This window comes from Fictibacillus sp. WQ 8-8 (assembly GCF_024494405.1).
Classification (GTDB): Bacteria; Bacillota; Bacilli; order Bacillales; family Fictibacillaceae; genus Fictibacillus_C; species Fictibacillus_C marinisediminis.
Genome location: NZ_JAMXKG010000003.1, coordinates 336,203 through 349,435, shown reverse-complemented (window position 1 = coordinate 349,435; position 13,233 = coordinate 336,203). Strand labels below are relative to the sequence as shown.

Here is a 13,233-nt window from a genome sequence, read left to right as displayed (position 1 = left end):
AAGTAGCTGAAGTTTCCGGTTAAGTGCTCATAGACACTGAAGCCCGAACACCAGCAGTGCTTAGTGCCAACCTTTCTGTTTTTCTCCTCCTTATGGATAATTCCGTAATTCTTCCTCACCCTTTTTTTCTTCCAAAAATGACTGGACGGTGTTTAATTTGTGGGTCCGGACATAGGCTTCGATTTCTGAAAAAGAATGACGGTTAAAAAGCATCTCAATAATCTTTTCATGTTCTTCGATGGATTTTTTTGCTCTAGAGGGCTTGGTGGCCGCCCCCATCTTTCTTACACGGTCGAGCCTGTTCCAGATGGATTTGATGTTTTCAACTAAAAAGTGGTTATCGCAGTATTGGTAGGTTAAGCTGTGGAATTCCCGGTTGAAGTTTCCGAACATGAGAAAATCAAATTCATCCAATGACTCTTTCATCCGGTTGTTGATCGCAATGAGGTCAGTAATCTTGTGGCGGGGGAAATGCTGTGCTGAAATTGCAGTAGCATGGCCTTCTAAAACAGCCAGGACAGACAGCGTTTCCAGGTACTCTTTTTCATTGAAGGGGGTGACAACAGCGCCGCTGTAGGGTTTAAAATGAATGAGCCCGTCAGTCTCCAGATTACGAATGGCTTCACGAACTGGGATGGCACTTGTCTGCAGTTCTCTTGCCAGCTGGTCGATCACAATCCTGTAACCCGGCGGATAACGTCCATCCAGAATACGTGACTTAATGACCTTATAGGCATACTGCTGTTTGCTGATTTTGTTGTTATTTTCCATAAATTTATGATAATCGAAAATCATATATGATTTCAATCTAATTTTCAGAAAATAATATATTATTTGTAAATTTAGGTAAAAGGAATCATCCTTTAACTAATTAATTTACAGATGTAGTAAAAATAAGCTATTCTAGTTCTATCTTATTAAAGGGGTAAATAAAGCCATGAAAGTCAGAAACGCGATGGAAATTCTTGTTGAAGAAGCGTTAAATTATTATTGGAAGCAGCTCGAACTCCCATGTAAATGTGATCTATGCAAGACCGATGTTTATGCCATTACACTGAATCAGCTTCCCCCGAGATATGTTTCCAATGAAAATGGCTATGCTTACGTAAAAGCACAAAATTTTAATGATCAATCAAGAATAAACATATTGAACGAAATCGTAAAAGCTACAGGAAAAGTAGCCGTACAACCTTCTCACCCTCTTTCCCGTCCATCGGAAGATCATCATCCTTCAGAGGAGTAAACGCTTTTTAATTTTTCTGACAAAACAACTTGCCTATGATATTTTTCTATGATATAGTAGTTCCAACCATTTAGACTTTGATTACATATTTATGTGCTGTAAGTAAATGTTTGAAAGGTTCTATGGTAAAAAAAGCACACCGTGCAAAGTTTTAGGAGGCATAGTAATGCAAACAGGTAAAGTAAAATGGTTTAACGCAGAAAAAGGTTTTGGTTTTATCGAAGTTGAAGGTGGAGACGACGTATTTGTCCATTTCTCAGCAATTCAATCCGATGGCTTCAAATCATTAGATGAAGGCCAGGAAGTTGAATTTGAAATCGTTGATGGTGCACGTGGACCACAGGCTGCCAACGTTGTAAAAAGATAATCAACTTAAATTGAGGGACTGGCTTGTTAGCCAGTCCTTTTTATTTTGGAAAAAAAATTTTAAAATGAGTCCCTTTACCGATTTCGCTAGCAGCCTCAATCCTTCCGTTCATTTCAGCTGCCATTCGGTAACTTGCCATCAATCCTAAACCTGTCCCGCTTGTTTTGGTAGAAAAGAATGGATTCCCAAGCATTTTCAACTGTTCCCTTCCCATGCCAATCCCTGTATCTGATATATTGATAATCACTTCTTTGTCCTCTATAAAAGCGGATAGCGTTACCGTTCCCCCTTCCGGAGTTGCTTCAATCCCATTTTTAATAATGTTCATCAAAATTTGTTTTATTTTTACGGGATCTCCCACCACATGAATAACATCCCCAGGTTTTTGAACAAGATCTACACCCTTTAACAGAGCATATGGAAACATGACACTTCTTAACGAGGATATTAATTCGGAAACATTCAACCGCTCAATCCTTGAAGAGTTGGTCTTAACGAGAGACAAATAATCAGAGATAATCATTTGTGCCCTGTCAATTTCTTCAATCATCATCGTTAAGAAAATCTTTTTATCTTCAGGTATGTATTTTTCTTTTTGGAAAATCTGCATAAAGCCGCGCGCAACAGCCATGGGATTACGGACTTCATGGGTTACAGAGGCTGCGAGCTGCCCTACAGAATGAAGCATTTCAGATTGCTGCAGCCGAAAATTTAGTGCATAACGGATATTTTCAATCAAGGAAATGACAACAATAAGTGCCGCTGTTTGAAGTAAAGGATAAAATGCATAAATCATAGCCTTCTTCATATCCCAGCTCAACGAATGGAATAATGCCAAGTAAAGCATGAGAAAAAGCAGCTTGGAAAGTGTAATTCCCAATGTAATGCCTGTAATTTTCTTTAATTTTTTCTTGATCGGAAGCAGATGATACGTTTGATACTGACTGCTCGTTATAAGCCCGGCTGCCAAGGTGAAGAGGACTGCAATGATCATACCCTCGCCTCCCAGGAACAACCGATACCCTATCAAAAGAACAGCTGTCAGGCATCCTGGTACGATTCCTCCATATAGAAAGCTGATGAACAGCGGGACGTAACGAAGATCGAAAAAAACACCTTCCGAAAAAGAAACAGGGAATGTCATACAAACGAGAACAACACCTGCATTAATAACTTGGAACAGAAACGATGCTCTAGTCCGGTTTACTGTGGTGTTTTTCTCGAATAAAACAAATTGCAGGCAAATTATCGGAACGAGGATGACCAATAAATTAATGATCAAATGTTCTATCATTCATGTATTGCCCCCTCTCCGGTAATATATAGATAATTCTTCAGAATTCCCTATTTCCCTTCATTTTTTTTGACAAAATATGCATCTTCAGTCAGAATATTCATTTACTTGCCTATAGCTCAGCAATGTCAAAAGAATACTGCTGGCTATAGAAATAATGTAGAAATAATAGCTGGCATGCGTAACAAAATAATAGACAGCAAAACAGGTGATCGCCAGAAGAGCCAGAAAGAATTGAAACATCCATTGACGCATACGGGATTTCCCCTCTCTACCGTTTCTAACAAACTATTCCGGCAGCCCTCCTTTTGTGTCTGTCTAAGGAAGACGAATTAAACCGTTTTTCTCTGTTTATATTGATGGATTTTATCCAGAATTTCTTTCTTTTCCCCCTCATTAAATACACCTAATCGGTGCAAAAAACGGGTATAATGTTCAACCTTCTTCAAGGACATCCTGCTGCTCCAGTTCATGCTTTTCCTCCTTTTTCCTCAAGGAAACTTTTTTAATGATAATAAACACTATATGCTAAAAACAAAACATTGGACACCTTTTCAACAAACTTGTACTTTTTTTAAAATGGCTTAGTTAAAGCATATTGTTGATTTTTTATCATATTTGACATCGCATACTGCTTAAAAGAGACCCTCAAGTCTTTTTCTCCAATAATAAGGGGTGATGGCCGGCGATGATAAGAGCCGGCTGATTTGTGAAACAAATGAAAGTAACAGAGCTTTAAAAATAAAAAAAAGAGCATGATTCATGCCCTTTCTTTCTTCCTTTATCTTACTTTTTAAACGCCAGAGAACCAAGCATTGACCAGAACGACGGCTCGATTCCTTCAATTGGTTCACGGACAGGCAAGTGAACGGTGTATTTCACTAGATGTCCGTCTGTTTCCTGGACGATGATATACTTGATGAGTTCATCGGAAGCTGCCTTTAGTACGAGTTTCGCCCCGCCGAACGCTCCGCTGTCTACGTCAGATCCCTTTAACTCATCTGGTTTTCCTATCTCTTCTAACTCTTTTATTCCCAATGATTTAATGTCTGCTAAACTGGCAGCATCGTCAAGAGGCTCGATCCTTACAAAATATTCTTCATCCATCTGAGAGTATAATAGGTCCCGGCCCGGCTCCTCTGCTGTAAAATCAAAATGATCAAATTTGTAGAAGTAATATCCTTGGTCACTTTCAGCCAATTTGGCAGTTCGTTTATCTTGTTCTCCTTCAACGTTCACAATAAGTGTTTTTGTTTTCGGAAGAACGGTTTGCTCAGGCCTAGGCTTTGGCTTAGATGGCTGAGCTATTGGAGCCTTAATCAATTTAATGGTCTCGGCTGTGTATTGATGATTTTCTGCTTGAAAAGATATGGAAACGGTAGAACCCGTTTTTATTGTTTTAATAGCCTCCTTGGATGCATCTGTCAGCTGCAGGAGGAGAGTCCCGTTGGAAGCTGTTTTTATTTCAATCGTTTGATCATCCATTTTCTTTGTATAGATTCCCTCATCGGTAATCATTTGCGCTTTTGTATCAGCTGGTTTGTCTGATTGTTCATTATTCTTATTTTCTTTTTGTATTTCTGATGGGGCCGCTTCATCTTTTTTTGTTGTTTCAGTACTGCAGCCGGCAGCTCCGAAAACAAGAGTCCCTGCACACAGCCCGGCAATCCATATTTTATTTTTCAATTTTATCACCTCATAGAGTTAGACGAATCCGTTTAAGATTAGTTACATCATTCTTGTGTTGTCATGTGCCTCTCTTTCTATATCGGCTGTTATGTATCGGTCTTTAATCCTGCTAAAATACGATCGCTCTATAGCAAAAGAAAGCCGAAAAACGGCTTCCTCTGTGTTAGGAACATACAAAGTATGCGATACGGTTTGAATCAATGCCAAAGTAGTTCCATCTGAATCCGTTCCATCTGAACCCTGCGACCGACCGGAATCCCGCAAACGTAAGCCATGCCCAAAAACTTTGTCCGTTGTTCAACCAGATATAGACATATCGGTATAAACAAGGCCTTATAGCACCTGGATCAATGGCAAAGGTACCTGGCTGTCCGGAAAGCAATGCTGGTGAAGCTTGAGGAACAGCAGTTGGCGGAGGTCCTGGGGGATACATCCCAGCTTGCTGGCTTCCTGGGCCTTGCTGCTGGCCACCTGGAAATGGCGGAAACTGCTGGCCTCCCTGTCCACCCGGAAATGACGGAAACTGCTGCCCTCCCTGTCCGCCCGGAAATGATGGAAACTGAAATTGCCTTTCGTTCAAATTCTCTCAACTCCCTTTCTGTATTACCCTATCATCCTATGCCCCCCTGTCCTGTATGTATAGGCATCGGGCTACAAACAGGAAAGTATTTGCCTGGTTTGCTCCGCCAAATTCAGGGTATGGTAGAGAAAGGAGAGATAGTATGCCGCGTGTAAGAAATGGAGTAAAAGGAATCCTAGTTGCTTTTTTAATCAGAGAAGGGAAAAAAAGAGTCCTTCCTTATGTACTTCGAAAAATTAAAAACCGCCATAATAAAAGGTGATCCTGTAATAGGGTCACCCTTTTTACCGGTTCAGAAATACTTTTTTGCGGTTTATCCGATAGATGTCATTTTCATCTTTTAGAAACCTGGATTGAAAGAATGCGAGCGTATTTCCCGTCTCCTTCTCAAAAACATGGTAAAAAGCTTGCTGATCTCCAGTAAATAACAGCTTTAAGATGCTTTTCTTTCCATAATCATGAAGCAGCTGATCGATAGCAAAGTAACTCTGCTCATACGGTTTATAAGGTGAATTGATTTTATTCGCTTTTTCCCAATCTTTGACCGAACTCAATTGTTCAAATGGAACCAGTTCAAATGGCCTGAAAACCGGTTCCCGGCCGATGCTTTTATAGCTGATATATTCAGCGAGACCCTCTTCCAGCCATCTTGGAACGTTTTGATTATCAGTGCCTCTCTCCGTTAAATACGCAATGATAAGATGGTGGGCATATTCATGGGCAAACAGTTTTTTAATCGTCCGCATATGTTCAGTTTGAGCAGGAGGAACGAGAAGGTGGATGGTACTCTCTTTAGGCACGTACATCCCATTTAACGATTCATAATGATTTGGCGGTAAATTTTGCTTCATGATTAAAGGATTATGGTAGAGAATCACCCTGACTTTTGGGACATGATTTAAGTGCAGGACTGCACTGACTGCTTTTTCAGTGGCCTGGCTCTGGTTGATCAGCTCTTTGGCATAGATTGAATCTTCCGCAGGATAATAGAGATCCACATTCTTTTCCGTTTTGTTCTGGAGAGAAGAAAGATACCTCATACTCCGCTGCAAATAATCATACTTGTATAGGAATGCTTCCTGATAATAATCCTTTTTTACTTGGGCATTGATCGTTCCGTCTTGCAAAAAAGAGTAAAAGGAATAATTGGACAAAGAAAGAACAGCACTTGCCACACCTGCTCCAATCGCTAATCCCATTCGAGATACCATTTTCCGTTTATCAGGTGAGCCGCTGATCAGCCTCAAAAATCCGTGCATAAACCAAATAAAACAAACGGCAAGAAGCACTACGGCTAATAGTATCCCCATCATGCCGTCCAGCCGCAGATAAAGGGTGAACAGGCAGGCGATCATCATTACAATTTTGCCTAAATAGGAGAGAATTGCTTTGATAACGTCCATCTCATTCACCTCCTGTCACTTTAATACATTTGCTCCATTCATCAAACAAAATTGGAAGTGTGCTGATTTTCCGTCCTGTTTTTATTTTTTACTTTCTGTCCTACCTGAAAGAAAGGCAAGGCCAAAAGGGAAAGGAGCGTTAAACATCCGAATACATAGAAACCATGGCTAAAACCAAATGTTTTCAGCAAAAGGCCGCCGATCCAGGGTCCTGCACTAAAGCCGATAGAGCGGAAGGACATTGCCCCAAAATATGTTCCTCTCATATGATCGGGTGCCAAGTCGTCCAGCAAAGCATCACTGATCACAAATACAATAATCTCCCCAAGAGTGAGAACAACCATAGAAAGGACGAGAAATAACCAGTTCGAGGATAATCCGAAACCAAGCAGGGCCAGACTGAAAGCAGCGCTTCCTATCCGCAAGGCAAACATCGGATCAAATCTCTTTACATAATTCGTCACCGGATACTGCAGGATTAAAACACTCACAGCATTCGTCACAATTAGATAAGAAAATAAGGTCACTCCATGATGGAATTGGGGTGAGTTCCCCATATACTGGGCGAGCGTGGAATCCATCTGAGATTGCGCCATCAGGACTGCTATATTTCCAAGAAGAAAATACAACAAAACTTTGTCACTGCTGATGACACTTACAGCCTTCTTGATGGTCAATTTATTCTCCTGCTGCGGCTGAAGACTTCCTTTATATTTTTTCATTAGCATCAGGACGATCACTGCATAAAGAAAATAGACGGCAGAAGTGATAAAAAAGGTGGCCATCGAAGTTGAACTGCCTAAATATGTACCTGCCACTGGCCCGATCGCGGCTCCCGCATTAATGGAAAAATACCGGGCATTAAACACACTCAACCGGTTTTCTTTTGTTGTCACGTCGGCCAACAATGCTCGGGAGATGGGCTCAAACCACGATCTGCACAGACCGTTTATGGAATTCAGCACAAAAAAACTCCAAACAGTATCTGCCATCGCAAAACCCGCGAAAACACCGCTCCAAGTAAAGATCGCAATAATCATGACCGGGAACCTGCCGATACGATCTGATAAGTAACCGCCAATGAAACCGCCAAAGGTGCCTGTCAGTGCACTGATACCGATGATCAGTCCGACAGTCTGAGGATCAATGCCCTTCTCCTTGTATAAAAAAATAGCCAAAAATGGCATCGTCATAAAAAAAGCTGCTCTGGAGAAAAAAGTCCCCATTATAATAGTAGTTACAATAGGATGCCAGTGCTGCATAAATGTTTTTCTGCTCATCGCGCATACCCCATATCTTTTTACATTGTGAAGCTTTTTCTCTTTTTAATTTAATTTAACATGACTTACATTCTTTACCTATCTTTTTTTAATTTATTTGAAACTTTTTCAGAGTGGATTCGTCTAATAGAATGTAACCCCCCTTTTTTAAATAGAAGCGTAAAAAAAGCCTCTGACCAGGGCTTTTTTTATTTTTCGGCTCTATTCAATTAACGCATACTGATGCTTGAAAGAGACCCTCAAATCTTTTTCTTTATACAGTAGGGTGTGATCGCTGGCGATGATAAGAGCCGCAATCAAGCACACCTTTAAATATCATCAACATTGACAAACACCTCTATTTTTTCGTGATATTTCATACTCATATCAAAAAAATCACACATTCCCTATATCAATTTTAAGCTTTGATATATTGTACTCATCCCTATCAACCCCTTTTTCATCGTAGAATGAAAAAAGAGCCTCACAGGCCATACCTGTGAGGCTCTTTTTTTGTTTATGATTCTATTGGCATTCGTCACCTTCACAGAATTGCATCTTCTGATCCCTGATCGTGCATCTGATCGCTTTTTCAATGGAAGCCTGTGGATACAGCCCCTTTAATATACGCTCTCCGATTACGATCGTGGGAGCAGCCGTAATGTTGTCTTCCTTCGCTTCTCCCTGTTCACGTACTAATTTTTCTTTGAATTCCTCTGATGAAAGAGCACTTAGGAATCCGGAGCGATCCAGCCCCGCTTCCATCGCGATCTCCGCTAAGACGTCTTTCTTTTCAATGTCCTTGCCTTTTTCAAAAAAAGCAGAAAAGACGAGCTGTGAATACAATTGATCTTTGCCTTGTTCTTTTGCATATATAAAACCTTGATGAGCTAAGCCGGTATAAGGTAACGCTGGAAGATCGGGAGTATTAATTGTTCTTCCCAACTCTCTAGCATGGGGCAATACAGAAGTTTCCCAATCTGCACTCCATTCTTTAATTGCCTTTCGGTCTGAAGGAAAAGGGTGCAGTTCAAACGGCTTCCATTCCACTTTAACGTCCTTGCCTTCAACTGCTCTCTTGATTGCTGTTTCTGCCAAGTAGCAGTATGGGCAAGTATAATCAGAGTATACTTTTAGTTTGATGGTCATGATACACACCTTCCTTGCAGTTAATCAGTGATGAAAACATACTCTTTCTCTTATAATAGCAAAGCAGCCGCCAGAAATGTACTATTCAGCTTTCCACAAAAGTGATATATTTAGAAGGTGTTTGCACTTTTAGCACCATATATAGACACAATCAATATACATAACAAGAAATGGATACATACAGGGGGCTTATTTAGTGATTTTAATGGCTGGAATGATAGGAACTGGCAAAACAACATTCGCTGAACTGATCAGCGAATCTCTCGGAAGCCAGGTTTTTTACGAGAGTGTAGGCGATAACCCCATTTTGCCTGACTATTATGTAAATCCTGAACGGTGGGCTTTCCCACTTCAAATTTACTTTTTAAATACACGGTTTAAAACTATTCGGCAGGCAATGTCTGATCAGCACCATGTCCTTGACCGCAGTCTTTACGAAGACCTGATCTTCGCGGAACTGAATTATGAAGCGGGAAATATGACCAAACTGGAATTTGAAACGTATGTGGATCTGCTGGAAACGCTAATGAATGAAATCAGTTCTTCACCGAAACAGCGTCCAGATCTCCTTATTTATTTGGACAGTGATTTGGATACTGCCTTAAACCGGATCAAAAACCGCGGCCGGGATTATGAACAGATAGAGAACCATCCCGAGCTTCTGGAATATTATAAGACGCTTCACGGCAAGTATAAAGACTGGATTCAAAATTATACGAAAACGCATGTCTTGATCATCGAAAGTAAAAAATACGATGTCCATAACAAGCAAGATGCGGAGAAAGTCCTTACTTTAGTAAAGGAAAAACTCTATTCTCTTGAACCCCTGACCGTTTAACCAGCCCCTCCTTCTGTAACTTATGAATAATCAGCTCCTCCTTTTAAAAGACTAGAAACAACCACAAAAGCAAGGAGCTGAACTCACGTGTTACTATGGATTCTCATGGCTGCTGGCCTCATTCTATGCGGCGGCGGATTGGTCTGGACATGGAAGGTACTGCAGTCCAAACGGACCAAAAATGCAGCAGACGGCAATGTTAATGCTGCCATCGCAAGGCATACCGTTGTCCTTAATCCAGTTCTATTGGCTTTTATCTTCTTTTCAATTGCGGTAATTATTATCATTTACGCCGCATTCTTCATGTACTCGTGATAAGAAAAGCTGCTCCCTGACGCTAAACCTGGCGTTACGAGCAGCTTTTTCTTTATTGGCGTTCGCCAAGAATCCCCATCGACTCGATATGCTCTTTTGTCAATGGCTGTCCATGATCATGTATGAACTGGTATATGTCCTTCAACGTCTGATCGTAACGGTGGTTATCAGCATCATTATGATAAGGAACGTATGGAACATGAGATCTTAAAAAGGTATCTGTGGCTGATTCGTCACACTCTCTGAACAGTTTTGTAAGCCGGCTTGCCTCCTCAGCTGTCGCCTCAATCTCAAATTGAAAACTGGAAGCTGTTTTATCGCTATGTACCTCTCCTGTTTCTACATTGACGTAATACGGCTGCTTTTCCAACATCATCACTCCTGCTCTTTTCTTATAGCTTGTTTCATATTGAAAAAAACATTCATACAAGAAAAGCGCAAGCGCCTTGGTCAAGTCCAACAAGCGCTTGAGCTAGACATCACTTCTTGATTGCTAAAAAAAAAAGCAGACCCTTTTTAGGTCTGCGCTTTCTTACGATTAATTATTGCCCCGGTAAACATATTGTTCTTTCGGTGCAGTTGTTTTTGACCAGGAGTCCACTTTGACATAAGGGATATTGGTTTTAAAAGGCTGATAATAAATCTCCGAGATCTTGCCTTTAACGGTAATCCATTCATCATTTTTCAGCTTTACACCATTGGGCATCTCAACCATCATGCCGAATACTCCGGAGTCTGCTACACAGTGGATAATTCCAAATCGAAAAACGAAAAGCTGATTTTTTTTCGTATCTGGATCATTATAAACAAATCCCTTAAACGAAATACTCTTGTCATCAAAATCACCTGGATAATTATAGATGGTTTCCATGCCCTTTAGATAATTTGTATCATTTAAGGCAAGTGTTTCGTATTTAGAGTACTTCTTTTTCTCTTTTCTCATCAATTTATCATAGGCATCCTTGCCATAATATACGCTTGTATCCGGCCGCAAAAATTGATTCTGAGCATACGGATCGCCTTTGGATTCCTGATTTACAGGAAAGTGAAACCCCTTCGCTTTAACAATATTGGAATCCATCGTAGCGACAGGAAGGAAGATTCCCGTAATCACCGGAAATGCAAAAATCGAATAAACGAACAGCTTTTTATACCATGTATCTTCAACAGAGTGGCTGTGATCGCAGCAATCGCAGCTGGCATCTTTCTCATCATTCTTTACGGCATTGCGAAACTGTACAATGGTCAGGAGCGCTAAAGCAAACATGACACTGAATGACAGGTACGAGTACTTCATATTAATGTACTTGCTGATGTTGCCTGATGCATGAAGCTGCATGATCAAAAATGTAAATCCCATCAATAGATATCCTCGAATCATAGTGCCACCTCCTTAGAACAGCAATGAATATAAAAATACAACTACAGACAGTGATGCAACGACGATCAGAACCAGTTTTGTCTTAAATGTCCCGAGCATCATCAAGAGATTCTTCATGTCAAGCATCGGCCCGAACACAAGAAACGCCACTATGGAGCCTGTGGAAAACGTACTTCTGAATGAGGACGCAATAAACGCATCTGCTTCCGAACAAAGGGATAAGACAAAGGCAAGTCCCATCATAACGAGAGAAGATGAAGCTTGTCCCTGACCGATGGCAAGCAATGTGGATGTCTTTACATACGTTTGAACAGCCGCTGCAATAAGTGAGCCGATTACTAAGTATTTACCCATCGAAAAGAATTCTTCAACAGCATGATTCAGGGTTTCCCCGATCTTTTGTTTAACCGTAAGCTTTTTAAGAGAATGATGATGTTCGATCCGAATCTTCAAACCGTCCCCTTTATAAAAGAAAGCAAGAATCAGACCTACCACCACTGAAACAGCAACAGCGCCGCCAGCACGGTATAAAGGCATGGTCCAGTTGCTTCCAAAGGCGACATAGGTTGAAAAAAGGACGACCGGATTGATAATGGGTCCTGTCAGCATAAAGGCAATACCCGCATAGATGGGTACTCCCTTGGAGACCAATCTCCTGACAATCGGTACGATCCCGCATTCACATGCTGGGAAAAGGGCGCCTAAAAACGAGGCGAACAAAACTGCAAGAATTGGATTTTTTGGCATAACCTTTGCCACCAATTCCTCCGAAACAAAGATTTGTATGATTCCCGCCATAAAAACACCGAGAACTACAAAGGGCAGTGCCTCAATTAAAATCGAAATAAATATCGTATTCATCTGCAAAAACGATTGCGGCAGTGATAAAAAGAGCATAGATTGCCTCCTGGATGTTTTCCTTCTGCAGTAAACTATAAGACAAAATAAAGCAGCCGTCTATTTTTATCTTTTTATAAAAATATTCAAAAAAGACTGCCGGTTATCTCATAACCGGCAGTTGATGACGTGATATCGCTTTCCTCATTGTAAAAATTCTTCCACCGTAACCTTGCGTTTTTGTACAGAAGGCGGGCATGATAAATTAAAAGCTGTAACTTTTTTATTAATTTTTTCCACTGTTCTTTTGATGTTATATTCCACGGTATAGGTTTTAACTTCTTCCTTCAACTGTTCAATCTCTTTTCCAAGCTTGACCCAGTTAGGCAGAATGTTGTTTTCCTTCAAGATTTTATTCAGCTGTTTTTCCGGATTGTACGTAAGATCATTATCCTCAAAAACTAACGGCTTGCCCTTTCCCTTAAGGTTATCAAAGGCTCCTTCTTTTTCGGCACGTTTTACAATGGCAGTTAGATGGTCTTCGTAATACCAGCCTGTGTCTTCATCCTTCATAAGAATTTCTTTCTTCTGAAGTTCCTTTTCCAGCTCGTTTTCTTTCATACCATTTATACCCCCCTTGCCATTTTAGGATGTATCTATATCTTCATGATACGCTAATTAACATCCTTTCTTAAGGGAAATTGTGACATTTTATTGAAAAGCGCAAGCGCCAGAACTGCCTATCTGATGAGACGTCAGTGAGGCTGATGCGTTGTCTGGCATGTAACGTGCCGTGTTTGGCACGTAAACCGCGAAAACTCGCACGTAAACCTGGAAAAGTGGACCGTAAACTCCCAAAAGCGGACCGTAAATCCACA

The 13,233-nt window shown here is 40.7% G+C and carries 17 protein-coding genes; 4 read left to right on the top strand and 13 right to left on the bottom strand.

The features are described 5' to 3' along the window. Positions 1–90: 90 nt before the first annotated feature. Positions 91–795, bottom strand: a complete 705-nt coding sequence (locus M1K46_RS07175) for a GntR family transcriptional regulator (RefSeq protein ID WP_369795752.1) — start codon at positions 793–795, stop codon at positions 91–93. 142 nt (positions 796–937) lie between these two features. Here M1K46_RS07175 and M1K46_RS07170 point away from each other — a divergent pair, with 142 nt between their 5' ends. Both M1K46_RS07170 and cspD read left to right on the top strand, forming a co-directional pair. Continuing rightward, positions 938–1,243 (top strand): late competence development ComFB family protein, encoded by a 306-nt coding sequence (locus M1K46_RS07170; protein WP_053354843.1) that lies wholly within the window; start codon positions 938–940, stop codon positions 1,241–1,243. A 166-nt stretch (positions 1,244–1,409) separates the two neighbouring features. Next, entirely contained in the window at positions 1,410–1,610 is a 201-nt protein-coding gene (gene cspD, locus M1K46_RS07165; RefSeq protein WP_053354844.1) for a cold-shock protein CspD, read from the top strand. A gap of 40 nt (positions 1,611–1,650) precedes the next feature. Here cspD and M1K46_RS07160 read toward each other — a convergent pair whose 3' ends face one another. The 8 genes from M1K46_RS07160 to M1K46_RS07125 form a co-directional block, all read right to left on the bottom strand. Continuing rightward, the gene (locus M1K46_RS07160; RefSeq protein WP_091006429.1) at positions 1,651–2,904 is read right to left on the bottom strand and encodes an ATP-binding protein; all 1,254 of its coding nucleotides are present in this window, start codon (positions 2,902–2,904) and stop codon (positions 1,651–1,653) included. An 87-nt stretch (positions 2,905–2,991) separates the two neighbouring features. Continuing rightward, positions 2,992–3,159 (bottom strand): hypothetical protein, encoded by a 168-nt coding sequence (locus M1K46_RS07155; RefSeq protein ID WP_256225510.1) that lies wholly within the window; start codon positions 3,157–3,159, stop codon positions 2,992–2,994. 77 nt (positions 3,160–3,236) lie between these two features. After that, a complete protein-coding gene (locus tag M1K46_RS07150; protein ID WP_156316224.1) occupies positions 3,237–3,377 on the bottom strand; it encodes a hypothetical protein in 141 nt (46 codons plus the stop codon). Between the two features lie 313 nt (positions 3,378–3,690). Then, the gene (locus tag M1K46_RS07145) at positions 3,691–4,590 is read right to left on the bottom strand and encodes a hypothetical protein (protein ID WP_256225508.1); all 900 of its coding nucleotides are present in this window, start codon (positions 4,588–4,590) and stop codon (positions 3,691–3,693) included. Positions 4,591–4,756: 166 nt separating this feature from the next. After that, the gene (locus M1K46_RS07140; protein ID WP_053354847.1) at positions 4,757–5,173 is read right to left on the bottom strand and encodes a hypothetical protein; all 417 of its coding nucleotides are present in this window, start codon (positions 5,171–5,173) and stop codon (positions 4,757–4,759) included. Between the two features lie 284 nt (positions 5,174–5,457). Continuing rightward, a complete protein-coding gene (locus M1K46_RS07135; protein WP_256225506.1) occupies positions 5,458–6,576 on the bottom strand; it encodes a DUF2268 domain-containing putative Zn-dependent protease in 1,119 nt (372 codons plus the stop codon). Positions 6,577–6,617: 41 nt separating this feature from the next. Continuing rightward, on the bottom strand, positions 6,618–7,856 hold the full coding sequence (locus M1K46_RS07130; protein WP_256225504.1) for an MDR family MFS transporter: 1,239 nt from the start codon (positions 7,854–7,856) through the stop codon (positions 6,618–6,620). Positions 7,857–8,360: 504 nt separating this feature from the next. Continuing rightward, positions 8,361–8,984: a DsbA family oxidoreductase gene (locus M1K46_RS07125; protein ID WP_256225503.1), complete on the bottom strand. Its 624-nt coding sequence runs from the start codon at positions 8,982–8,984 to the stop codon at positions 8,361–8,363. Between the two features lie 205 nt (positions 8,985–9,189). Here M1K46_RS07125 and M1K46_RS07120 point away from each other — a divergent pair, with 205 nt between their 5' ends. Together M1K46_RS07120 and M1K46_RS07115 are read left to right on the top strand one after the other, a co-directional pair. Continuing rightward, a complete protein-coding gene (locus M1K46_RS07120; RefSeq protein WP_256225835.1) occupies positions 9,190–9,822 on the top strand; it encodes a deoxynucleoside kinase in 633 nt (210 codons plus the stop codon). A gap of 87 nt (positions 9,823–9,909) precedes the next feature. Beyond that, entirely contained in the window at positions 9,910–10,137 is a 228-nt protein-coding gene (locus M1K46_RS07115) for a hypothetical protein (protein ID WP_091006413.1), read from the top strand. A gap of 52 nt (positions 10,138–10,189) precedes the next feature. Here the strand turns inward: M1K46_RS07115 and M1K46_RS07110 are convergent, their stop codons facing one another. The 4 genes from M1K46_RS07110 to M1K46_RS07095 all read right to left on the bottom strand — a co-directional run bounded on the left by M1K46_RS07110 (position 10,190) and on the right by M1K46_RS07095 (position 12,976). Further along, positions 10,190–10,507: a hydrolase gene (locus tag M1K46_RS07110; protein ID WP_156418807.1), complete on the bottom strand. Its 318-nt coding sequence runs from the start codon at positions 10,505–10,507 to the stop codon at positions 10,190–10,192. A gap of 168 nt (positions 10,508–10,675) precedes the next feature. Then, on the bottom strand, positions 10,676–11,518 hold the full coding sequence (locus tag M1K46_RS07105; protein ID WP_053354854.1) for a TIGR03943 family putative permease subunit: 843 nt from the start codon (positions 11,516–11,518) through the stop codon (positions 10,676–10,678). A gap of 12 nt (positions 11,519–11,530) precedes the next feature. Further along, positions 11,531–12,415 (bottom strand): permease, encoded by an 885-nt coding sequence (locus M1K46_RS07100; protein WP_062231218.1) that lies wholly within the window; start codon positions 12,413–12,415, stop codon positions 11,531–11,533. A gap of 144 nt (positions 12,416–12,559) precedes the next feature. After that, positions 12,560–12,976, bottom strand: coding sequence for a DUF1992 domain-containing protein (locus M1K46_RS07095; RefSeq protein WP_256225502.1), 417 nt, complete (start codon positions 12,974–12,976; stop codon positions 12,560–12,562). Positions 12,977–13,233 lie beyond the last annotated feature (257 nt).

Bases quoted from the DNA above. Each gene is read 5' to 3' on its own strand.
- M1K46_RS07150 (WP_156316224.1), bottom strand. From the start codon at position 3,377: ATGAACTGGAGCAGCAGGATGTCCTTGAAGAAGGTTGAACATTATACC.
- M1K46_RS07100 (WP_062231218.1), bottom strand. From the start codon at position 12,415: ATGCTCTTTTTATCACTGCCGCAATCGTTTTTGCAGATGAATACGATA.
- M1K46_RS07155 (WP_256225510.1), bottom strand. From the start codon at position 3,159: ATGCGTCAATGGATGTTTCAATTCTTTCTGGCTCTTCTGGCGATCACC.
- M1K46_RS07160 (WP_091006429.1), bottom strand. From the start codon at position 2,904: ATGATAGAACATTTGATCATTAATTTATTGGTCATCCTCGTTCCGATA.
- M1K46_RS07135 (WP_256225506.1), bottom strand. From the start codon at position 6,576: ATGGACGTTATCAAAGCAATTCTCTCCTATTTAGGCAAAATTGTAATG.
- M1K46_RS07170 (WP_053354843.1), top strand. From the start codon at position 938: ATGAAAGTCAGAAACGCGATGGAAATTCTTGTTGAAGAAGCGTTAAAT.
- M1K46_RS07175 (WP_369795752.1), bottom strand. From the start codon at position 795: ATGATTTTCGATTATCATAAATTTATGGAAAATAACAACAAAATCAGC.
- M1K46_RS07095 (WP_256225502.1), bottom strand. From the start codon at position 12,976: ATGAAAGAAAACGAGCTGGAAAAGGAACTTCAGAAGAAAGAAATTCTT.
- M1K46_RS07120 (WP_256225835.1), top strand. From the start codon at position 9,190: ATGGCTGGAATGATAGGAACTGGCAAAACAACATTCGCTGAACTGATC.
- M1K46_RS07130 (WP_256225504.1), bottom strand. From the start codon at position 7,856: ATGAGCAGAAAAACATTTATGCAGCACTGGCATCCTATTGTAACTACT.
- M1K46_RS07125 (WP_256225503.1), bottom strand. From the start codon at position 8,984: ATGACCATCAAACTAAAAGTATACTCTGATTATACTTGCCCATACTGC.
- M1K46_RS07105 (WP_053354854.1), bottom strand. From the start codon at position 11,518: ATGATTCGAGGATATCTATTGATGGGATTTACATTTTTGATCATGCAG.
- cspD (WP_053354844.1), top strand. From the start codon at position 1,410: ATGCAAACAGGTAAAGTAAAATGGTTTAACGCAGAAAAAGGTTTTGGT.